This window comes from Kitasatospora sp. YST-16 (assembly GCF_026802215.1).
Classification (GTDB): Bacteria; Actinomycetota; Actinomycetes; order Streptomycetales; family Streptomycetaceae; genus Kitasatospora; species Kitasatospora cineracea.
Genome location: NZ_CP113837.1, coordinates 3,273,296 through 3,294,546, shown reverse-complemented (window position 1 = coordinate 3,294,546; position 21,251 = coordinate 3,273,296). Strand labels below are relative to the sequence as shown.

Genomic DNA, 21,251 nt, shown 5'->3' with positions numbered 1-21,251 from the left:
TCTACTCCTGGTGAAGGGACGCGGGGGAGGCGCGGGTCAGGCGCCCTGCGGCAGCGGTGCGGTGGGGCTGACCAGTCCGGCGGCGCGCAGGTCGTGCCAGAACGCGGCGGGGACGGCCTCGGCCAGCGCGGCGGTGTCCTCGGCGATCCGGTCGGGCCGGGTCGCGCCGGGGACGGCGGCGGCCGCCACCGGGTGGGCGAGCGAGAACTGCAGGGCGGCGGCCTTGATGCCGACGCCGTGCCGGTCGGCGAGGGCCTTCAGCCGGGCGACCTTCCCGACGATCTCCGCGGGGGCCTGCCGGTACTCGAAGTGCGTGCCGCCGGCCAGCACGCCGGAGCTGTAGGGGCCGCCGACGACCATCTCGACGCCCTGCTCCTGGGCGGTGGGCAGCAGGCGCTGGAGGGCGTGCTCGTGGTCGAGCAGGGTGTAGCGGCCGGCCAGCAGGAAGCCGTCGGGCTGCGGCTCGTCGAGGGCGAGGGCCAGTTCGATCGGCTCGGTCCGGTTGACGCCCAGGCCCCAGGCCCGGATCACGCCCTCCTCGCGCAGCCGGGACAGCACCCGGAAGGCGCCGGTGCGGGCCTCCTCGAACGTGCCGAGCCAGGCGTCGCCGTGGAAGTCCTGGGCGATGTCGTGCACCCAGACGATGTCCAGACGGTCGGTGCCGAGCCGCTTCAGGCTGCCCTCGATGGAGCGCTCGGTGGCGTCGGCGGTCCACTCGTGGACGATCCGGTTCGGGTTGCCGTGCTCGAACAGGCCGCCCTTCTCGCCGAGTTCGTGGGCACCGGGCTCGTGCTCGTCGAGGATCACCCGGCCGACCTTGGTGGACAGCACGTAGGAGTCGCGCGGCTTGCCGGAGAGCACCTCGCCGAGGCGCTCCTCGGCCAGGCCCGCGCCGTACAGCGGGGCGGTGTCGTAGTAGCGGACGCCCTGGTCCCAGGCGGCCTCGACGGTGGCGCGGGCCTGCTCGTCGGGGATCGCCCGGAACATGTTGCCGAGCGGGGCGGTGCCGAAGCCGAGCTTGCCGGGGAGGAGGTTCTTGAGGGTCATGGCGGTGCCTTTGCGGAGCGGCCGGCGGGCGGCGGCCCGGGGGAGGGCCGGGGCCCGCCAGGCGGTGCGGGCGCGAACATTCGATGCAGGCGACCCTTACTTGCATCGACAATAATTGCACACGCCGACTAATGCAAACGGGCGCCCCGCACCCCGCCGCACCTTCCGCGCCCTGCCGACCCTCGCCGCGCCCTGCCGACCCTCGCCGCGCCCCGCCGACCCCTGACGGGCCGCACCGAAAAGCCGCCCCGAACCGTGTGTACCTGTGCGAGGTCCTGAACCGAGTCACGACGGGAGTGGTTCCGATGGCCGTGGGATACCTGACGACCGTGCTGCTGGCCACCGCGGTCACGGTGTTCTGCCTGGTGCCCGTCCGCGGGCCGAGCGTGCTCTTCTGGTTCAGCTACCGCCTCGGCCTGGTCTTCAACGAACTGCCCTTCCTCGCCCTCTACGCCCTCGCCGCCTCGACCGCGCTCGCCTTCGCCGAGGGCGACATCACCACCACCGCCGACCGGCTGGCCGTCGCCCTCGCCGCCGTCACCGCCACCGGCCTCGCCGTCGTCGCCCGCCGCGGCATCCGCACCGCCCCCGTGGTCCGCCGCGCCCTCGCCGAGGCACTCGGCCCCGACGCCAACACCCCGCACCGGCCGCCCCTGACCCGCATCCTGCTCCACCCCTTCCTCCGCCGCCGCCGCGAGGTCGTCCGCGTCCCCGACCTCCGCTACGGCGACGCCGGCCCCCGCAACCTGCTGGACGTCTACCACCACCGCGCCCGCCCGCAGGGCGGCCCCGTCCTCATCCACTTCCACGGCGGCCACTACGACCAGGGCCGCAAGAACACCCAGTCCCTCCCCCTCCTGCACCGCTTCGCGGCCCGGGGCTGGGTCTGCATCAGCGCCAACTACCGCCTGCGCCCCGCCTTCTCCCACCCCCACCACCTGATCGACGCCAAGAAGGTCATCGCCTGGGCCCGCGCCCACGCCCACGAGTACGGCGCCCACCCCGACGCCCCGGTCTTCGTCTCCGGCAGCTCCGCCGGCGGCCACCTCGCCGCCCTCGCCGCCCTCACCCCCGACGACCCCGCCTACCAGCCCGGCTTCGAATCCGCCGACACCACCGTCACCGCCGCCATCTGCCTCAACGGCTTCCTCGGCACCTACTTCGACGGCGACCCCGCCACCTCCCCCGTCAACCTCGCCCGCCCCGACGCCCCGCCCTTCCTCATCGCCCACGGCGACCTCGACGAACTCGTCGACCTGGACAACCCCCGCGCCCTCGTCCACGCCCTCCGCACCACCTCCACCTCCCCCGTCGTCTCCGTCGAACTCCCCGGCGCCCACCACGCCTTCGACCTCTTCCACTCCTTCCGCTTCGAAGCCCTCATCGACGGCATCGAAGACTTCACCACCTGGACCACCACCCACCCCGCCCCGCCCCGCCCACCCATGAACGCCGAACCCTGAACCGCAGTCGCCCTTCAGGCCGAGGAACGTTCGTCCATGCGGCGCTGGTGCCGCTCGATGACGGATTCGCGCCGGAGGTGCCACGACGTTCCGAGATGGGAGCTCAGGAGTGCGGAGAAATCGTCGCCGGAGATGAGCTCCAGCCGGGGCTCTCCGGCGGCGAGCATGACCGCCCCCCGCGTGAACCGCCCGCAGGTGACCAGGACGCCTTTGTTCGCACGCTCGGCCGCGACCACGCCGAGCAGGGCCCGGACGACCTCCACGCCGACCGGGGCGGAGTACCCCTTGCACTCGACCAGCACGAGTTCGCGCTGCCCGGGACCTTCCTTCACCGCCACGACGTCACGGCCGCCGTCCCGCTGGGGCGGGGTGAGCGTCGCCCGGTAGCCCATGGCTTCGTACAGCGCACCGGTCAGTTGCTCCAACTCCCGGGGGCTCAGGGAGAAGAGCAGCTCCCGCCCCTGGGCATCCGGACCCAGCCACCGCGCCCGGATGATCGCCATGGCGTCGCCCAGACCGTCGATCCTCCCGTCCGGGAGCACCCAGAAGTGCGCGGCCAGATAGCCGTGAATCACGTCGATCGCCGCCTTCGGGGCGAAGGGCAGAAGATCGAGGCACCAGCGGACTCCGGGGTGCGGCCTGCGCTTCTTTCCCATCCAGAGGCGCAGCCTGCGCACGTATTCGGGAGGGGCGGTGCCGCGGGCGGCCGCGTCCCCGTCGCACAGGATGGCCCGGAACGCGCGGAAGTCCGCATCGAATGCGGCGTCCTCGAAGAGGAACCGGCGCAGGAGCCGGAGCACGGAATCCTCGGATCGTGACCCTACGGACGTGAGGTACTCGTCCCGCAACGCGTCCGTGGGGAAGGACCAGTCCTGGATCGCGCCGGACGGTTCGTCCTGCCCGCCGTTCCCGACGTCCCCCGGTGGGTCGGAACCTGCGATCGTCTCCAGCCACTCATCGAGGCGCTCGTCCCAGAAGTCTCCGACGCGGGGTTCGGCGTCGGGGGCCTCGTCCGCCGCTCCGCTGTTCGTCATGCGCGCCATTCTGGCGGTGCCCTACGACAGGGGAGGACCCGTCACACTGCCTCGACCTGTGACGTCCCCGCCCGAGGGGCCGGGCGATGTCCGCGCCGTGGTGCACGGCTCCCCGCGGCCCGCTCCGGACGGAGGTCCGGTGCGGCGTTCCCGGTGGGGCCGTGTGACGCTTTTCGGCGCCGGAGCCAAGTAGAGGCGTAAGCAGTCACCCGCCCGTCCCAAGGAGCGTCCGTGCCCACGGAGCACCCCGCCGTCCCACCCGTGCCGGATCCGGCCGGGTTCGCCGAGTTCTACCGGCAGAACTTCGCCGCGGTCCTCGGCTTCGTCACCCGGCGCACCGACAGCGTGCACCTGGCGGCCGACCTGACCGCCGACGTCTTCCTGACCGCGCTGGAACAGGCGGACGGCTACGACGCCCGGCGGGGGACGCCCGCCGCCTGGCTGTACGGCATCGCCCGGAACGTGCTGGCCGCGCACTTCCGCGGCAGTGCCCGGGAGCGGCACGCCGTCTCCCGGATCGCCGGCCGCCGGATGCTCGACGAGCAGGACGCCGCCGTGATCGAGGCCCGGATCGACGCGGACCGCGCCGCCCGGCAGCTGGCCGGGCGGCACGCGGCGCTGTCCGAGCCGCTGCGCGCCGTGCTGGACCTGGTGGCGCTCGACGGGCTGACCGTCCGCGAGGCCGCCCGGGCGCTGGGGATCGGCGCCGCCACCGCGCGGATGCGCCTGCACCGGGCCCGCAAGGCGCTGAAGGGCGTCGCCCCGCAGACCGGCCCGTCCCTGAACACCCTTCTGGAGGTCGCCTCGTGAACACCCCCCTGGACATCCCCACGGACATCCCCGCGGACACCCCCGTCAACTTCCGGCAGCGCCTCGAGGACGAGCTGACCGCCCGTGCCGCCGCCGCCCGCCCCGTGCTCGTCCCGCTGCCCGTCCGGCGGCGCCGCACCGGGCGGATCGCGGTCACCTCGCTGGGCCTGGCCGCGGCCGTCGCCGCCGTCCTGCTGGGCGCCCAGGCCGGCAGCGGCCCCGCCACCCGCCAGGAGGCGGTCCCTCCGGCGGTGGAGGGCGGCGCCCTCGACGAGGTCGGCTACACCGTGACGGTCCGCCCCGACCGCCTCGTCGCCGTGGAGATCATCGGCACCGAGCTCTCCGGGCTGCAGGACGCGCTGCGCCGGGCGGGGCTGCCCGCCGTCGTCCTGTCCCCGTCGGATTCCTGCTCCGCGAAGGTCACCCCGGTCGACACCGGCCACCTCGGCCGGGCGATGTCCCTGGACCCGGAGAACGGCCGCGTCGCCCTGCTCGACCCCGGCGCGGTCCCGGCCGGCGACACCCTGCTGGTCGTCGACGAGGCCCCGCCGGGCGCGCTCCGCAAGTCCGTCGGGAGCCTGGCCGTCATGCTGACCAACCCGGCCCCGGCCTGCTTCCCCGCCGCCCAGGTCGGCGTCGGCCAGGGCTGACGGACCCGCCCCGTCAGGCCCGGCGGTGCGGCCCCCGCAGGGTGGCGCGGGCGGGGACCCAGGTGCCGAGGGCGGCCAGGGCGGCCGCGCCGAGCAGCACCAGGGCGAGCTCGGTGCCGGGGACGGCGACCCCGGCGGTGCCGCGGGTGATGCCCTCGGCGTAGGTGGTGAGCACCGCGAGGGCGACGGCCAGGCCCAGCGCGGTGGCGAGGACGACGGCGACGGCGGTCTCCCAGCCGAGCATCCGCCGGATCTGGCGGCGGGTGGCGCCGGCCAGGGCCAGCGCGGCGAACTCGTGGCGGCGGTCGGCGATGCCCATGGCCAGGGTGTTCAGGACGGCGATGGCCACGAAGGTGATGATCAGCCCGAGCATGACGTAGCCGATCTGCGCGCCGGTCCGGTTCGCCGCGGCGGCGGCGGACGCGGAGGCCCGGTCGAGCACCCCGAGCCCGGGCTCGCCCCGCAGGGCGGCGGTGAGCGACTGCCGGGTCAGGCCGTCGCCGCGGACCAGCAGTTCGTCGTCCAGCGGCACGTCGACGTGGGCGGCGACCAGGCCGTGCGCGAGGGTCAGGTCGCCGAAGCCCAGGCCGCGGCCGTAGAGCGCGACCACCGTCACCTCCGCCGGGGTGCCATCGGCGAGGGTCAGCCGGACCCGCTGGCCGAGCCGGTAGCCCAGCCCGTCCGCGGCCGCCGCCGTGTCGTCCGCCAGCCGGCCGGGGTCGCCGGCGGTGACGCCGAGGTCGAGGGTGTCGGCCAGCCGCTCGGGGGTGACGGCCTGCACGCTGCGCCGGGTGAGCCCGTCCCGGACCTGGCTGTGCAGGACCCGGGTCACCGTCCGGACGCCCGGCACCGCGGCCAGCGCCTCGGCGGCGGAGGCCGGGGCGTGCGGGCCGACCACGAAGTCGGCGGTGCTGCCGCGTTCGCGCTGGGCGGCGGCCGCGTGCCCGGTGGTGGTCTGGGTGAACAGGATGGTGCAGGCCATGGCGATCAGCAGGGTCAGCGGCACCACCACCGACGCCAGCCGGTGCGCCCCGGCCCGCAGGTGCCGGACGGCCAGCCAGCCGCCGATCCGGGACGCCCGCAGCGGCAGGCCCAGGACGGCCGTCCCGGCCCGGGCCACCAGCGGGCCGAGCAGGGAGAGCGCGGTGCACCACAGCAGGACGGCGAGGAAGCAGACCGGTGTCGCGGCCTGGTCGCTGTGCAGGGCGGTCAGCAGGACGGTCAGCACCACCGCGCCGGCGGCGGCCAGCGCCCCGAGGACGATCCGGGCCGCGGCCGGGCGGGCCGGCTCCACCTCCGCCTCGCCGAGCGCCTCGACCGGCTTGACCGCGGTCGCCCGCCGGGCCGAGATCCGGGCCGCCGCCCAGCCGGCCAGCAGGGTGGTGGCCGCGGCGGCCAGCGCCGGGAAGGGCGAGAGCACCACCGGCAGGTTCGCCGGGGCCACGCCCAGGGCGACGAATCGGCCGTGCAGCCAACTGCCCAGCGGCAGACCGGCGGTGGCGCCCAGGATCCCGGCGGACAGGCCGAGCAGCAGCGCCTCGCCGCCGATCATCCTGCGGACCTGCCGCCCGGTCGCGGCCACTGCCCGCAGCACCGCGATCTCCCGCTGCCGCTGCTGGACCGACAGGCCGAAGGTGCCGACCACGATCAGCAGGGCCACCAGCAGCGAGGTGCCGGCCAGGACGGCGCCCGTGCTGACCAGGCGCACCCCGGCCCCGGCGGCGTCCGGGAACTCCGCGCCGCCGCGGTCGTCGCCGGTGCGGACCACCGCGCCGGGGGTGCCGGCCAGCAGCGCCCGGACGTCGGCGGCGGCCGACGGCGCGGCCGGGAAGACGCCGATCGCGCCGACCAGGCCGTCGTGGCCGGCGAGCGCCCGGGCCCGGCCGGTGGCGAAGAAGACCGCGGACTGGTCGGCGAAGCCCTGCGCGGTGACCCCGACCACCCGCACGCCCAGCGTCCCCGAGGGCGTCCGGACGGCCGTCGCGGAGCCGGGCGACAGGCGCGCCCGGGCCGCGGTGGCCGCGTCCACGACCACCTCGTCGTCGGCGGCGGGCGCCCGGCCGGCGGCCAGGACGAGGCCGCCAGCGGCGCCGACTCCCAGCCGTGGCCCCACGCACCGCGGTCCGGCCCGCCGGGCAGCAGCGCCGGGAAGGTCACCTCGGTGGCGACGGCCCGCACCGACGGCAGGGCCGCGACCCGGTCGGCGAGGGCGGCCGGGACCCAGGCGCGGTCCGCGATCGGCTTGGACTTCTCCTTGACCTTCCCCTTCCCCTTGTCGACGGTGGCGTGCACCTCCTGGTCGCCGGAGACGACGATCGGCGCGGCCGCGTACCGCTCCGGCCGGACGGTGCCGACCAGGCCGGTGACCAGCAGCGTCCCGCAGCCGCAGACCAGGGCGGCGGCGCAGAACAGGGCGACGAAGGCGCCGGCGAACCCGGCCCGGCGGTGCCGGAGGGTGGCGAGGGCGAGTCCCAGCATCATCGGTTCCACGCTCCCAGCCGGATCATGCGGTCGGCGACCGCGGCGGCGGTCGGCCCGGTCAGGGTGTCGACGACCCGGCCGTCGGCCAGGAACAGCACCTCGTCGGCGTAGGACGCGGCGACCGGGTCGTGGGTGACCATGACCAGGGTCTGGCCGAGCTCGTCGACGGTCTGCCGCAGCAGGACGAGCACCTCACGGGCCGTCATGGTGTCCAGCGCGCCGGTGGGTTCGTCGGCGAACACCACCTCCGGGTCCGCGACCAGCGCCCGCGCGATCGCCACCCGCTGCTGCTGGCCGCCGGACAGCTGGCCCGGCCGGTGCCCGGTGCGGTCCTGCAGGCCCACCCGGCGGACGAGTTCCGCCAGCCGCCCCGGATCGGCCCGCCGCCCGGCCAGCCGCAGCGGCAGCGTGACGTTCTGCTCGACGGTCAGCGCGGAGACCAGGTTGAACGACTGGAACACGAACCCGGCCCGGTCGCGCCGCAGTTCGGTCAGTTCCCGCTCGCCCAGCCGGGACAGGTCGGTGCCGCCGAGCCGGACCGTCCCGGCGGTCGGCCGGTCCAGGCCCGCCGCGCAGTGCAGGAAGGTGCTCTTGCCCGAACCGGACGGCCCCATCACCGCGGTGAAGCCGCCCTTCGGCAGCCGCACCGTCACCTCCCGCAGCGCGGCGACTGCGCCCCGCCCCTTGCCGTGGACCTTGCTCACGGCGTCCAAAGTGATCGCATCGCTCATGCCCTCCAGCCTCCCGGCCCGCGAACTCCCTTCCCAGGGACGGGAACACGCGCCACCCGTGACCTCGTCACGGGTAGGGTCGGGCCATGATCAGACTCCTGCTGGCCGAGGACCAGCACGTGGTGCGCGGCGCCCTGGTGGCCCTCCTCGGGCTGGAACCCGACCTGGAGGTCGTCGCGGAGGCGGACTCGGCGGACGACGTGCTGCCCCGGGCCCTGGTCTTCCACCCCGACGTGGCGGTCCTGGACATCGAGATGCCCGGCCGGACGGACGGACTCCAAGCGGCCGCCGCGCTCAAGGAGCGGCTGCCCGCCTGCCGGACGCTGATGCTCACCTCGCTCGGCCGCCCCGGACTGCTCCGCCGCGCCCTGGACGCCAAGGTCGACGGCTTCCTGCTGAAGACCGCACCGCCCGCCGACCTGGTCGCGGCCATCCGCCGGGTGGCCGCCGGCGGAAGGGTGCTGGACCCGGCCCTGGCCGTCGCCGCCTGGGACCTGGCGGACAACCCGCTCACCCCCCGCGAGAACGACGTCCTGCGCGAACTGGCGGGCGGCGCCGAACCGCCCGAGATCGCCGCCCGCCTCCACCTGTCCACCGGCACCGTGCGCAACGTGCTGACCGCGGTCGTCGGCAAACTGAACGCCCGCAACCGCACCGACGCCGTCCGGATCGCCCGCGAGGCCGGCTGGCTCTGACCCGCTCCGACCTGCCGGTTCCGACCTGCCGGTTCCGACCCGCCGGACCCGGCTCAGCGCAGCGGCACTTCGGCCCGCAGCAGGTACCACCCGTCGTCCGGCCCGGCGGCCAGCGTGCCGCCCGCCCCGGCCAGCCGGACCGTCAGCCCGCCGATCCCGGAGCCGGGCGCGGTGACGTCCGCCCCGACGCCGTCGTTCTCCACCTCCAGCCGCACCGCCCCGCCGGCCGTCGAGACGGCGATCCGCGCGTGCCGGGCCCGGCTGTGCCGCAGGACGTTGGTGACGGCCTCGCGCAGCACCACGCCCAGCACCGCCCCCGCCGCGTCCGGCACCGGCCCGTCCTCCAGCTCCACCGCGATCCCGGCGGCCTCCAACACCGCCGCCGCCGAAGCCAGTTCGGCGGTGAAGGACAGCCGGGGCCCGTCGTCCGCCAGCGCCCCCAGCTCGGCCCGGCCGCGCTCGGCCAGCCGCGCGATGCCCGCCAGCTCGGCCCGGCAGCGGGCCGGATCGCCGTCCGCCAGCCGCCGGGCCAGCTCCGCCTTGAGCAGGATCGCGGTCAGACCGTGCCCGAGCAGGTCGTGCAGGTCCCGGGCGGCCCGCAGCCGCTCGGTGACGACGGCCGCCGCCCGCCGCCCGGCCGCCGCCCGCTGCAACTCCCGCACCAGCCGGACCAGGCGCAGCACCGCGTACACCACCACGCAGGTGACCAGCGCGCTGACCGCGGTCAGCAGCACCGGCACCGGGCCGTGGCCGCCGACCACCCCGGCGGCCGCCACCACCGCGACGGCCGACGCCGCGCCCGCGCGCAGCGGCAGGGCGATCAGCAGCGAGCCTGCCAGGATGCCGGCCGCGCCGATCCAGTTCCGGCCCAGCCAGGGCAGCGGCAGCAGGGCGAGCACCGCCGAGGCGAGCAGCGCGGCGCGGGCGTGCCGGGTCGCGTCCCGGATCGAGAAGCGGACCTGGAAGGCGCAGAAGACCGCCACGCACCCCGCTCCGAGCCAGAGCCGGGACGGGGGGACGAACATCAGCGCCTTCGCGCAGAACACCGCGAGCAGGAACCAGTACAGGCCGAGCGCGGTCCGCAGCTCGGGCGGGTCGACGGCGACCGGGGCCGGCGCCACCGCCACCGACGCCTCCACCGCGAAGCGCCCGTCCGGCTCCAGCCCCGCCGCCAGGTGCCCGCCGACGGCCCGCACCCGCTCCGCCAGGTCGTCCAGGACGTCCGCGCCGAGCGCCGCCGTCGGCACCCCGTCGCTGACCACCCGCAGCACCACCCGCCCGGCCCGCTCCTCGGTGGAGACCTCGCACCGCCGGGCGTCCCCGACCCGCACCACCGCGGTCACCGCCTCCCGCAGCACCACCGCCAGCACCGTCCCGGCCGGCCCGAGCGGCTCGCGGTGCCCGATCCGCAGGTCGGCCGCGATGCCCGCCGAACCCAGCAGGGCGCGGGCGCTCGCCGCCTCCGGGGCCAGCGAGAGGCTGCGCAGCTCGGCGGCGGCGGCCCGGACCGCCCCCAGCGTCCGCCGCGCCGTGTCGATCAACCCGTCCAGCACCGCCGGGTCCCGGCGCTCCGCGGCCTCCCGGATCCGGGCCATGCCCGCGTCCAGCCCGCTCCCCAGCGCGGACGCGATGCGCAGCCGCTCGTCGGTGACCGCGGAGGCCGCCAGCTCCAGCCGGGCCCCGTGGACCCGGCCCGCCAGCAGCGCCAGCGCGGTCACGGCGTAGAGCATGGCGCCGCCCAGCGCGATCGTCAGCAGCAGGTCGACGGCCTCCCGCGGCTCCGCGGCCCGGCCCGCCTCCACCGCCGTCGCCCCCGCCACCAGCAGGGCCAGCAGCACCCGGCGCCGCTCCAGCAGCAGCGAAGCCGCGGGCAGGCACAGCAGCCCGACCGACACCCCGAGCGGACCGACCGCGAGGAACCCGACCCCCACCTCCACGGCCGCCCACCCGCCCCACCCGGCCGCCCCCCGGGTGTGCCGCAGCTGCAGCCCCGCCAGCACCAGGCAGGCCGCCACGACCGCGACCCCCGCGGCAGGCTCCGCCACGACCCGCCCGGCCCCCCGCACCAGGTGCACCAGCACCAGCGCCACGGCCACTGCCGCCGCCAACCGCCGTCCCCCGGCCCGCGTTCCCCCTCCACCCGGCGCATCGTACGCGGCCCCCGACACGACGGAGGCCCGGACCGCGACTGCGGTCCGGGCCTCCGGTCGGGACGACGGCTAGTGCCGGGACGCGGCGCCGCCCGAGCCGCCGGCGGCCGACCGGTTGCGGGCGGGGGCGGGGCGGCGGGGCCGGCCGGCGGCGGACCGGTTGCGGCGGGGGCGCTCGACGACGGGGTCGGGGACGGTGACGGGCACGCCGGTGGGGACGCGGGCGCCGGTGATCCGGACGAGCTTCTCGTCGCCGGCCCGGACCTCGGTGCTGACGGGGGTGACGCCGGCCGTGGCCATCATCCGGGCCGTCCGGCGGCGCTGGTGGGGGAGGACCAGGGTGACGACGGTGCCGGACTCGCCGGCCCGGGCGGTGCGGCCGCCGCGGTGCAGGTAGTCCTTGTGGTCGGTGGGCGGGTCCAGGTTGACGACCAGGTCGAGGCCGTCGACGTGGATGCCGCGGGCGGCGACGTCGGTGGCGACGAGCGCGGCGACCTCGCCGCTGCGGAACTGCTCCAGGGTGCGGGTGCGCTGCGGCTGGGACTTGTCCCCGTGCAGGGCCGCGGCCTTCACGCCGCTCGCCAGCAGCGTCTCGACCAGGCGGTCCGCGCCGTTCTTGGTGTCGGTGAACATGATCACCCGGCCGTCGCGGGCGGCGATGTGGGCGATCGTGGCGTCCTTGTCGGCGTTCCGGACGTGCAGCACGTGGTGCTCCATCGTGCCGACCGCCCCCGCGGACGGGTCCACCGAGTGGGTGACCGGGTCCTTCAGGAAGCGCCGCACCAGGCCGTCGACCTTGCGGTCGAGGGTGGCGGAGAACAGCAGCGTCTGGCCGCCCCCGGGGACCTGTTCGAGGAACGCGGTGACCTCGGGCAGGAAGCCCATGTCGGCCATCCGGTCGGCCTCGTCGAGGACGGTGACGGCGACCCGGTCCAGGCGGCAGAGCCTGCGCTCGACCAGGTCCTTCAGCCGGCCGGGCGTGGCCACCACGATCTCCGCGCCGCGGTTCAGCACCTGCGCCTGGCGGCGCACCGGCACCCCGCCGACCACGGTGGCCATCCGCAGCCGCGCCGCGTGGGCGTACGGGGTGAGGACCTCGGCGACCTGCTGCGCGAGCTCACGGGTGGGGACCAGGACCAGCGCGACCGGGCAGCGCGGTTCGGCCTGCTGCCCGGCGGTGCGGGCCAGCACGGCGAGGCCGAACGCGAGCGTCTTGCCGGAGCCGGTGCGGCCCCGCCCCAGCACGTCCCGGCCGGCCAGCGAGCTCGGCAGCGTCGCGGCCTGGATCGGGAAGGGGGTGGTGAGGCCCCGGCGCGCCAGGATCGTCAGCAGTTCTCCCGGCAGGTCCAGTTCCTCGAAGGAAGTGACGGCGGGCAGGCTCATGCGGGAGGCCCCTCTCGGACGGCGGCACGGAAGCGGCACGGAAGCGGCGCGGGGGCGGTGGAAAAGCCGAGGGGCCCGCACCGGGCACCAGGTGCGCGGCGCGGGCCCCTCGCTGCCAGGCGGTTGCCGTGGCAGTGGGAACTACAGCGGGCGAATGTTCTCCGCCTGCGGGCCCTTCTGGCCCTGCGTGACGTCGAACTCGACCTTCTGGCCCTCGAGCAGCTCGCGGAAGCCGCTGGCGTTGATGTTCGAGTAGTGGGCGAACACGTCCGGGCCGCCACCCTCCTGCTCGATGAAGCCGAAGCCCTTTTCCGCGTTGAACCACTTCACGGTGCCGTTAGCCATGTAAAAAAATCTCCTTCAAGGCACTTTCCGGGACCCGCACGTTACGGGAGCCGAGTCACTGCGATGAGTACCCGTCCGGAGAATGTCCGGAAAACAGAAATGCGCCCGCGATACATCAGCAGGCGCACACAAAGTTCATGGGAACCACTACTGCAACTCCTTCGACTGTAGCAGCCCCGGGCCCGAAACGGGGGGACATTTCTCCCCGGTTCCGGAGCGGGTCCCCCGGCGCGGGCGGGCCGGGCCCGCCCCCGCCCGCCAACACCCGCACCGGTCGGGGCGGTTGACCGGGCCGGTGGGGGCGCTCGCGGCGCTCCCCCCGCCCCGCGGCGTCCCCGGCCCGGACCCCCGGCGGGAGTGCCGTTCGACACACCCGGCATTTCGGGCATCCAGAATTCGCCCCGTCAGAAAGGGGCGCCGCCCGCGCTCCACGGCGCATACTGGCTTGGATGAAAAAGCCTGAAGCAGTCCGCCGACACCTGCCCACCAGCCCCTTCAAGGCCAAGGCCGAAGCCCCGCGCAAGCACTTCGCCGTCGGCGACCGCGTCACCCACGACGCCTACGGCCTCGGCCGGGTCGTCGCCGTCGAGGGCGACACCGCGGTCCTGGTCGACTTCGGCTCCCACCAGGAACGCATCGCCGAGCCCTACCGCGGAATGTTCAACCTCTGACCACCCTGAACCCCCTCCCGCCCCGCCACCGACGGCTCACCCGCACAAGCGCCAACGACGAAGGCCCGGACCGCAGTTGCGGTCCGGGCCTTCGAGCGTGGCGGAGGGTGCGGGACCCGGACCCGTGAGGGCCCGCCGCCGCCCCCGGCTCGCCGCCGCCCCCGGCCCGCCGCCTCCCCGGGCCCCGCCGCCTCCCCCGGGCGGCGGGGAGCGTCAGCCGCCGAGGCTGACGTTGTTCTCGCCGTCGGTGCACACGATGCGGATGGTGAGGTCCGCGGGCCTCGGCTCGCCCTTCGCGCCCTCCGGCGGGCAGTCGTTCCTGCGCACGGCGACGATCCAGCCGGTGGCCTCGTCGTTGGGGCGGCTCTCCAGCACGTCGGTCGGCCACCGGTCGAGCTGCCGGTTCTCGCCGGGGGTGATGCTGAACCCGCCGCCGTAGACGCTCTCGTCCGGCGGGCAGAGCAGCTCGTGCGGCTTCCCGTCGGCGCCGCCCGGGATGGTGGGGCCGGTCACCGCCTGCGGCGCGAGGAGGCTCGTGGTCGCTGCCGCGCTGCCGCTCGTGGCGGCGAGGACGGCGGCTCCCGCGGCGAGGGCCGTGGCGATCCTGGTCTTGCTGGACACGTGTCACTCCTGGGGTCCGGTGGGGGTGTGCGGACATTCCAGCACGGGGGTGACGGACCGTCAGGTCGACACGCACAGTGACGCTGTGCCGGTAGTCGATCTTGTGAATGCTGGAGTGTCTGCAAACGAACCACTACGCAGCGTGCTCTACTGGCGGCGAATCGCTGTCCCCCGTGTGGCTGCCCCGCAGCCTCGACCAGCACGCCGTGAGGACCCCCATGACACGCAGAAGACTGAGGGCAGTACTGGCGGCCACCGCCGTCACCGCCGCCCTGTCGACCACCACGATCCTGACCGCCCCCGCTCCGGCGGCCTCCGCCACGACCGACCCCTTCGCGGGGAACCGCGGACTGCGCATCACCGGCGAGCAGCTGCGGGCCGAGGTCCGCGCCGACGAGGTGGCCGCGTTCGGACGCCCGGCCGCCGAGTCGATGGCCCGGGACCGGATCGGCCTGCGGGCCGTCCAGACCGACTATCCGCAGACCACCCGCACCAACCGGTTCACCATGCTGACCAGGACCCAGCGGGAGTTCAACAGCACCTTCGATCCCGCGAAGTTCGGGCAGTTCAAGCAGTACATCCCCTCTCCCGAGTTCGCCGACCACATCGCGCTGCTGCCCACCGGCAAGGTGCTGATGTTCTCCTTCGAGTCCGTCGAGGACAACCCGCAGAAGGAGACCGCGCCCACCGACGTCATCGGCAAGCAGAACGCCGGCCGCGCCTACCTCTGGACGCCGCCCGCGAACGACACCGACCCGGGCGAGTTCAAGGCCGTCCCGCCACCGGTCGTCGACATGCCGGACGGCCTGGACGAGCCGCGCCCCGCGCCGTTCTTCTGCGCCGGGCACTCCTACCTGCCCAACGGCATGGTCGGCGTCTTCGGCGGCAACCTCGGCGGCAACGGCGGCACCGGAGCCAAGCTGGCCCTGGTCTTCGACCCGTGGACCGAGACCTGGCACCGGGAGCAGGACATGTCGGTCGGCCGCTGGTACCCGAGCGTGGTCACCGGGGCCGACGGCCGGCAGACCATCATGTCCGGCCAGTCCGAACTCGGCTTCGGCACCCCGACCCCGGTGATCGAACGCTTCCCGGCCAAGGGCACCGACGTCCCCTACGCCAGGTCGGCGGCGCCCGACGGCGTCGCGCTGGACCGGTGGAAGGCGGACGCCCCGTACCGGATGGACTACCCGCACCTGTTCTCGCTCCGGGACGGCAAGATCTACGGCTTCGGCCGCAGCTCCGACCAGCAGTTCGTCTTCGACCCGGCGAACGAGACCCGCAGTCCGCTGCCCAACCGGCCCGACGGCTTCCCCCGCCTGTACGGATCGGCCGTCGCCCTGCCCAACGGCACCGCCGGCCCGGACTCGGTGCTCGTCCTCGGCGGCAACTACAAGGACCCCGACACCTTCAGGTTCTCGGGCGGCCGGTGGACCAAGGACAAGCCGCGCAACCTCGGCCGCGCCCAGGACGACACGCTGATCTTCCCCGACGGCAACCTGTTCACCGTCAACGGGGCCGTCGGCATCCGGGACTACGGCCTCGGCGACTACAACCCGAACGTCCCCGACGACCGGTTCCGCCAGGTCGAACTGCGGGACGCCGACGGCAACTGGACCCTCGGCCCGAAGCAGCGGCTGCCGCGCGGCTACCACTCCAACGCGGTCGTCCTGCCCGACGGCCGGATCATGGTCACCGGGGACGAGCTCCAGCAGATCGCCAACAACCCGGACATCAAGTCCGGCAACAACGGCACCATCGAGATCTACGAACCGCCGTACCTGCACCAGGGCGGCCCCCGCCCGGACATCAGGACCGCACCGACCGACCCGGTGGGCTACGACAAGGCGTTCCGGATCAACACCAACTCGCCGACCCAGGCGGCCCGCGCCGTCCTGCTCGCCCCCATCACCTCCACGCACTCGGTCGACACCAGCCAGCGCCGCCTCGAACTCAAGCTCGTCAGCCGGGCCGGCAGCCAGCTCGTGCTCCAGACCCCGGCCTCGTCCGCCGACGCCCCTCCCGGCTGGTACATGCTCTTCCTGCTCAACGACGCCGGGGTGCCCAGCGTGGCCAAGTGGATCCAGCTGAGCCCGAACGCCTGACCCCACCCCCCGACACCCCGGGTGGCCGGGCCCGCGACCGGCGGGCCCGGGACGGGCGCCCGGGAGCCTCCCCACCAGCCGGAGCCGACGAACGGATCCCCTCCATGGCCGACCTGAGCCTGCGTCAAGACCGCGAGATCCAGGGCGACATCATCGCCGGATTCAAAAAAGACCACATGACACTCCTGCTCCTCCAGTTCAGCGACGCCCCGGCGGCCCGGAGCTGGCTGGAGAAGATCACCCCCAAGATCGCCACCACCAAGGCGGTCGCCGAGTTCAACGAGGACTACAGCCAGGCCCGCCAGGCGTCCGGCGGCGACGACCCGGCGGCACTGAAAGCCACCTGGCTGGGCCTCGGCTTCACCTACCAGGGCCTGCAGTTCATCACCGGCCGGCCCGACCTGCTGAAGGACCGGGCCAGGACCGGCGACACGCTGGAGGCGTTCATCCAGGGCCCGGCCGACCCGGGACGGTCGATCGCGCTCGGCGACACCGACGACAACGACCCGAAGCACTGGGTGTTCGGCTGCGCCACCAAGCCCACCGTCCACGCGGTGCTGACCGTCGCCTCCGACACCGCGAACGGCCTCGCCGGGGCGCTGGAGGAGCAGAAGGCCGCCGCCACCCAGGCCGGTGCGGTCGTCGTCTACGAGCAGAAGGGCGCCGCCCTGCCCGGCGAGAAGAAGGGCAAGGAGCACTTCGGCTTCAAGGACGGCGTCAGCGAGCCGGAGGTCGAGGGCTTCGACGAACCGGACCCCGACAAGTTCACCGGCGAGGGCCCCGACCGGGTCTTCTACTCGAAGAAGCACCCCGGCACCCGGATCCTCCCGGCCGGCGAGTTCGTCGTCGGGAGGAAGCTCACCGCGGCGCACGACCGGGGCACCGCCGCGGTCGAGACCGTCCCCGACTGGATGCGCGACGGCTCCTTCCAGGTGGTGCGCCGCCTGGAGCAGGACGTCGCCGGCTGGTGGGCGCAGGTGGACGCCCAACTGCGGCGGCTGAAGGACCTCAAGGCCGTGCCGGAGGACACCAAGCGGGACTGGTTCGCCGCTCGGCTGGTGGGCCGCTGGCGCGACGGCTCCCCGGTGTGCAAGCACCCCGACCGGGCCGGCGGCACGGCTGCCGGGTCCGACAACGACTTCAAGTACCTCGGCGACCCGGAGGACCCCGACGGCCTGATCACCCCGCTCTTCTCCCACCTGCGCAAGACCAACCCGCGGGCCGGGCTGGTCGACGGCACCCCGGTCGACGAGGCGTTCATCGACGCCCGCCGGATCATCCGCCGCGGCGCCCCCTACGGCCAGCCCTTCGACCCCACCAGCGGCGACGAACTGAACGGCCCCGACGCCGAGCGCGGCCTGCTCTTCGTCTGCTACCAGTCCGACCTGGTCGGCCAGTTCGAGTTCATCCAGGCCAACTGGATCAACGACCCCGACTTCCCGCCCGGCCGCAAGGCCAAGCCCGGCCCCGACCCGCTGGTCAGCGGCCAGCTCGCCACCGTGAACGACGGCCGGACCAGCTGGGAGGGCACGTCCCCGGCGGGCGAACGGCAGACCACCGTCCTGGACTTCCGCCCGTTCGTCCAGACCCGCGGCGCGCTCTACTGCTTCACCCCCTCCATCACCACGCTGCGCCGGCTCGCCCAGGGCCGCCTCACCGGCGAACTCGAGGAGGAGACCGGCCACGGGGCCGTGGCGCAGGACCTGCCGGTGGACTGCGTCCTGCCGCTGCCCGACGCGCCGGGCCGCTACTGGACGTTCCAGCAGGGCACGATCCGCCTGATCGGCACCGGCGACACCGAGGTCCGCCGGCTCACCACCGGAACGGTCGACGACCGCACCGGGGTCGTCGTCAAGGACGTGGGGCCGTACTCGTCCTGGCCCGCCCTGAAGGGCGTCACCCAGGTCGACACCATCCTGCCCGTCTTCGACGAGCAGCGGGTCGACGGGAAGAGCGCGTACTGGGTCTTCCACACCGTGGGCGGCAACCAGTTCTACCGCTACGTCACGATCGGGGCCTCCGAGCCCTACGCCAGCCAACTGGTGGCCGACGACCAGCCGGTGAGCAGGTGGAGGTCGTTCGGCGGAGCCACCCCCGTCACCCGCGTCGACGCCTTCCTGCCGGTGCCCGACCAGCGGCCGGCCGGCGACGGCTCGTTCTGGTACTGGATGTTCCACAACACCCCGGTGGGCCAGCGCTACCGGCTGATCTCCATCGGCCGCTCCGGCAACGCCCACCCCGACCGCCTCCAGCGGGACGACCGGCAGCTCAGCCAGTGGCGCTCCCTCGAAGGCGTCACCAGGGTCGACGCCTTCCTCCCCGTCCCCGGCAAGGACGACCCCGGCGGCGGCCAGCACTGGTACTGGGTGTTCCACCAGGACGAGTACCGAGTGATCATGGTCGACCACGGCGGCAACCACCAGGACGACCTCCTGCGGGAGGACCGCCCGACCGCAGTCTGGTGCCGCAAGCCGTAACCCCCCCCGCCCAGCCACGGCCACAGAACGCCGAAGGCCCGGACCGCAGCCGCGGCCCGGGCCTTCGCACGAGACGGAGGAGACGGGACTCGAACGCGCGGGGGTGCCCCAATACGCTTGCCCGTTCCCCTCGGCACCGTCCGCGGGGCCCGCGTCTGTGGTCCTGGCCTGCGGCTGAACCCGCCCGGACGGGGCTGAGCGGGACCAGAACCGAGACCTGCCGCCCCGCCCGTCCACGGTGCTGCTCCTGTTCCGGGCTACGCGGGCATCACGCCGTGGATGCGGGAAATGGTGAACACGCGCTCGTCGTCCCGCAGGTGGCACCAGGCGTGGAGGTAGGGGGCGTCGAGTTCGAGGCGGCTGAGGGTGCGGACGGTGGTGCTGCCCGAGGTGGCGACGTACTCGATGGTGACCGATCGCCCTTCGTCGACGGCATGGGCCAGCTGGCGGGCATCGGTGAAGGAGAGGTTCCGGGCGGTCTCGGCGATGATCTCCTCGGTGTCGCTCGCGTACGGGCGGCCGTCGTACGGGTCGGGCACCGGAAGGTCCTGCGGGGCGTCCCGGAGCCGGCAGGCGAGGGCGTGCAGGTCGACGGCCGTCCCCGTGTCCGCGGTGCGGGCGTCCGTCCGCTGGGAGCGGGTCCTGCCGCCGGGACGACGAGGGGGCGGGACCGGGCTCGCCGCGCGGTGGTGCCGGGCCCGTTCGATCCGGACGGAGCCGTCGGGCTTCTCCGCGACCGGGGCGTAGCCCGCGGCGCGCAGCGCGGCGAGGGTCTTGTCCGCCGGGGTCCGGCTGATCAGCACCGTCGGTGCCAGCTGCCGCAGGCCGAGGTGCACGAGCTTGCGATGGGCGACCAGTTCGGCCAGGAGGGCGGGCTCCTGGCCGTGGACCACGCAGGCCGCGGAGACGACCCGTACCCGGCCGTGGCCGCGCGCGGTGTCGTGGATCAGGTACGAGAGCGGTTGGGGAAGCGGCTCGACGGCGACGGCGGCCAGATCGGTGGTGAGGGCGTCCGCGGTGCGGCCGGCGTCGAGGGCGCGGCGGACGCTGCCCGGGCTGAACCGCCACACGGACGCCGCACCGGCGCTCTCCCGGTCCGCGACGGAGTCCAGCAGCTCGAAGAGGTGCGCCGACGGCGTACCGGCGACCACGGCCGTGAGGTCGCTGCCGAAGCGGGCGGTCCCGCTGGCGGCGGGCAGCAGGCGCCGGCAGGCGTCGGTCAGCGCTTCGGCGTCGTCGGCGAGCAGGGCGACCCCGATCGGGGACACGGCCCCGAGGGCGAGTGCGCCGAGCAGTTCCGCCTCTTTGACCAGGGTGGCGAACGGCGTGGCGTCCTGGGGGAGTTCGTCGGCGAGCGGGCGGAGCCACACCAGCAGCGCCCCGAGGTCCGCCGACGCTGCCGCGCCTTCGCCGGCCGGCAGCAGCGACGCGGCCGTGAGCAGCCCGTGCCGGGCCTGGACGCAGCCCCCGCAGGGCGGTGCCCCGGCGAGGGCCGGCAGCGCCTTCCCGTCCTCGTCGCGGCTCCCGCCAGGGGTGAGCGGGAGTGCCCACCAGGCCCGGAGCAGCACCGCGAACTGGTCGGCGGGCTCCTTCCCGGCCCAGGTGTCGTAGGCAGCGGTCGCCGTGACCCGGTCGCCGTCCCGGGCCAGCAGCCCGGCCGCGCTCGCCGTCTCCAGCACGAGGCGCACCGGGATCTCGTCGCACTGCGCCGCTCTCCCGATCCGGGACAACTCGCGGGCGCCGATCCCACCGGCCTTGAGCCGGGCCGGTGGGTCGGCGGCGCACACCCCCAGGACGGACACGGCGTGGGCGGCGAACGTCATGGAGGCGGCCACGGCTTCCCGTTCGACGTCCGAGCCGGTGACGGGGACGGAGCGCACCTCGGGCGGGACGGGTGTGAACGGGGCGTGCCAGTCGGAGCCGCGCAGGGCGAGCGCCACCTCCGCGGGCATCCGGGCGGGCCCGTAGCGGTGCCGGTCCCGGACCAGCAGCCCTCGCTCGACCGCCCACTGCTCGCCGGGCCCGGCGTCGGCCTGCGGCGTCCCGAACAGGACGAAGCCCGGTCGCTCCGGAGCCTTCAGCGCGTGCCGATCGAGGAGTTCGCGGGTGGCCGCGGGCGCCTCGGCCACCAACGCGGCGACCCGAGCCGGATCGCCGTGCTGCTCGACCAGCGCTGCCAGCCGGTGCTCCTTCCGGTTGGAGGCAGGTTTGACGCCGAGCTTCGCCAGCATCCGGCCCAACTCGTCGGAGCTCGATCCCGCGAGCAGCTGCCCGAGCGGCGCGTCGAGCCCCAGCGGCGAGGCCCACGCGTTCCGCAGGGGCGCCGCCATGTGCAGCCGGTCGTCGCCGTCCGGCCACACCAGGGCGTGGTCCAACAGCCCCGTCAGCGCGGCGGCGAATCCGCCGGCGCGTTCACCGTGCGTCGCCCCCACCAGGAATGCCAGTTCGTCTAGCGACGCGACCGTCACCGCGGCGAGGGCCTCCGCCAACTGCAGGCACGGCAGTGCGAGTCGGGGCAGGACCAGCGCCACCGACGCCGGGCGCTGAAGACGGTCCGCCAACTCACCGACCGACCGCGGCTCCGGAGCCGA

The 21,251-nt window shown here is 74.8% G+C and carries 16 protein-coding genes; 7 read left to right on the top strand and 9 right to left on the bottom strand.

Translation table 11 applies throughout. The features are described from left to right. Positions 1-36: 36 nt before the first annotated feature. Complete coding sequence (locus OU787_RS15010) at positions 37-1,047, bottom strand: aldo/keto reductase (RefSeq protein ID WP_268659630.1); 1,011 nt, start codon at positions 1,045-1,047, stop codon at positions 37-39. Between the two features lie 305 nt (positions 1,048-1,352). Between OU787_RS15010 and OU787_RS15005 the strand changes: the two genes are divergently transcribed. Next, positions 1,353-2,510 carry an alpha/beta hydrolase gene (locus OU787_RS15005; protein ID WP_268659629.1) on the top strand — a complete coding sequence of 386 codons (1,158 nt, stop codon included), beginning with the start codon at positions 1,353-1,355 and terminating at the stop codon, positions 2,508-2,510. 14 nt (positions 2,511-2,524) lie between these two features. Here the strand turns inward: OU787_RS15005 and OU787_RS15000 are convergent, their stop codons facing one another. Beyond that, positions 2,525-3,544 (bottom strand): restriction endonuclease, encoded by a 1,020-nt coding sequence (locus OU787_RS15000; RefSeq protein ID WP_268659628.1) that lies wholly within the window; start codon positions 3,542-3,544, stop codon positions 2,525-2,527. A gap of 231 nt (positions 3,545-3,775) precedes the next feature. Between OU787_RS15000 and OU787_RS14995 the strand changes: the two genes are divergently transcribed. Together OU787_RS14995 and OU787_RS14990 are read left to right on the top strand one after the other, a co-directional pair. After that, entirely contained in the window at positions 3,776-4,354 is a 579-nt protein-coding gene (locus OU787_RS14995) for an RNA polymerase sigma factor (RefSeq protein ID WP_268659627.1), read from the top strand. Next, positions 4,351-5,004: a hypothetical protein gene (locus tag OU787_RS14990; protein ID WP_268659626.1), complete on the top strand. Its 654-nt coding sequence runs from the start codon at positions 4,351-4,353 to the stop codon at positions 5,002-5,004. The genes OU787_RS14995 and OU787_RS14990 overlap by 4 nt, the downstream gene beginning before the upstream one ends. A gap of 13 nt (positions 5,005-5,017) precedes the next feature. On the opposite strand, the gene OU787_RS14985 is transcribed toward OU787_RS14990, so the two are convergent. Both OU787_RS14985 and OU787_RS14980 read right to left on the bottom strand, forming a co-directional pair. Next, entirely contained in the window at positions 5,018-7,117 is a 2,100-nt protein-coding gene (locus OU787_RS14985; protein ID WP_327059386.1) for an ABC transporter permease, read from the bottom strand. 364 nt (positions 7,118-7,481) lie between these two features. Then, positions 7,482-8,216 carry an ABC transporter ATP-binding protein gene (locus OU787_RS14980; RefSeq protein ID WP_030464378.1) on the bottom strand — a complete coding sequence of 245 codons (735 nt, stop codon included), beginning with the start codon at positions 8,214-8,216 and terminating at the stop codon, positions 7,482-7,484. A gap of 86 nt (positions 8,217-8,302) precedes the next feature. Here OU787_RS14980 and OU787_RS14975 point away from each other — a divergent pair, with 86 nt between their 5' ends. Further along, on the top strand, positions 8,303-8,911 hold the full coding sequence (locus OU787_RS14975; protein ID WP_268659625.1) for a response regulator transcription factor: 609 nt from the start codon (positions 8,303-8,305) through the stop codon (positions 8,909-8,911). A 53-nt stretch (positions 8,912-8,964) separates the two neighbouring features. Here OU787_RS14975 and OU787_RS14970 read toward each other — a convergent pair whose 3' ends face one another. The 3 genes from OU787_RS14970 to OU787_RS14960 form a co-directional block, all read right to left on the bottom strand. Beyond that, positions 8,965-11,019: a sensor histidine kinase gene (locus OU787_RS14970; protein ID WP_268659624.1), complete on the bottom strand. Its 2,055-nt coding sequence runs from the start codon at positions 11,017-11,019 to the stop codon at positions 8,965-8,967. A 111-nt stretch (positions 11,020-11,130) separates the two neighbouring features. After that, the gene (locus OU787_RS14965; protein WP_380375710.1) at positions 11,131-12,579 is read right to left on the bottom strand and encodes a DEAD/DEAH box helicase; all 1,449 of its coding nucleotides are present in this window, start codon (positions 12,577-12,579) and stop codon (positions 11,131-11,133) included. A gap of 6 nt (positions 12,580-12,585) precedes the next feature. Continuing rightward, positions 12,586-12,789: a cold-shock protein gene (locus OU787_RS14960; protein WP_030916923.1), complete on the bottom strand. Its 204-nt coding sequence runs from the start codon at positions 12,787-12,789 to the stop codon at positions 12,586-12,588. A gap of 449 nt (positions 12,790-13,238) precedes the next feature. Between OU787_RS14960 and OU787_RS14955 the strand changes: the two genes are divergently transcribed. Continuing rightward, positions 13,239-13,460, top strand: a complete 222-nt coding sequence (locus OU787_RS14955; RefSeq protein ID WP_030464383.1) for a hypothetical protein — start codon at positions 13,239-13,241, stop codon at positions 13,458-13,460. A 213-nt stretch (positions 13,461-13,673) separates the two neighbouring features. Here OU787_RS14955 and OU787_RS14950 read toward each other — a convergent pair whose 3' ends face one another. Then, positions 13,674-14,081, bottom strand: coding sequence for a hypothetical protein (locus OU787_RS14950; protein ID WP_268659622.1), 408 nt, complete (start codon positions 14,079-14,081; stop codon positions 13,674-13,676). 218 nt (positions 14,082-14,299) lie between these two features. On the opposite strand from OU787_RS14950, the gene OU787_RS14945 reads away from it, so the two are divergent. Together OU787_RS14945 and OU787_RS14940 are read left to right on the top strand one after the other, a co-directional pair. Next, positions 14,300-16,183, top strand: coding sequence for a galactose oxidase early set domain-containing protein (locus OU787_RS14945; RefSeq protein WP_268659621.1), 1,884 nt, complete (start codon positions 14,300-14,302; stop codon positions 16,181-16,183). A 104-nt stretch (positions 16,184-16,287) separates the two neighbouring features. Then, positions 16,288-18,660, top strand: coding sequence for a Dyp-type peroxidase (locus OU787_RS14940; protein WP_268659620.1), 2,373 nt, complete (start codon positions 16,288-16,290; stop codon positions 18,658-18,660). 257 nt (positions 18,661-18,917) lie between these two features. On the opposite strand, the gene OU787_RS14935 is transcribed toward OU787_RS14940, so the two are convergent. After that, complete coding sequence (locus OU787_RS14935) at positions 18,918-21,221, bottom strand: helicase C-terminal domain-containing protein (RefSeq protein ID WP_327059385.1); 2,304 nt, start codon at positions 21,219-21,221, stop codon at positions 18,918-18,920. Between the last annotated feature and the right edge of the window lie 30 nt (positions 21,222-21,251).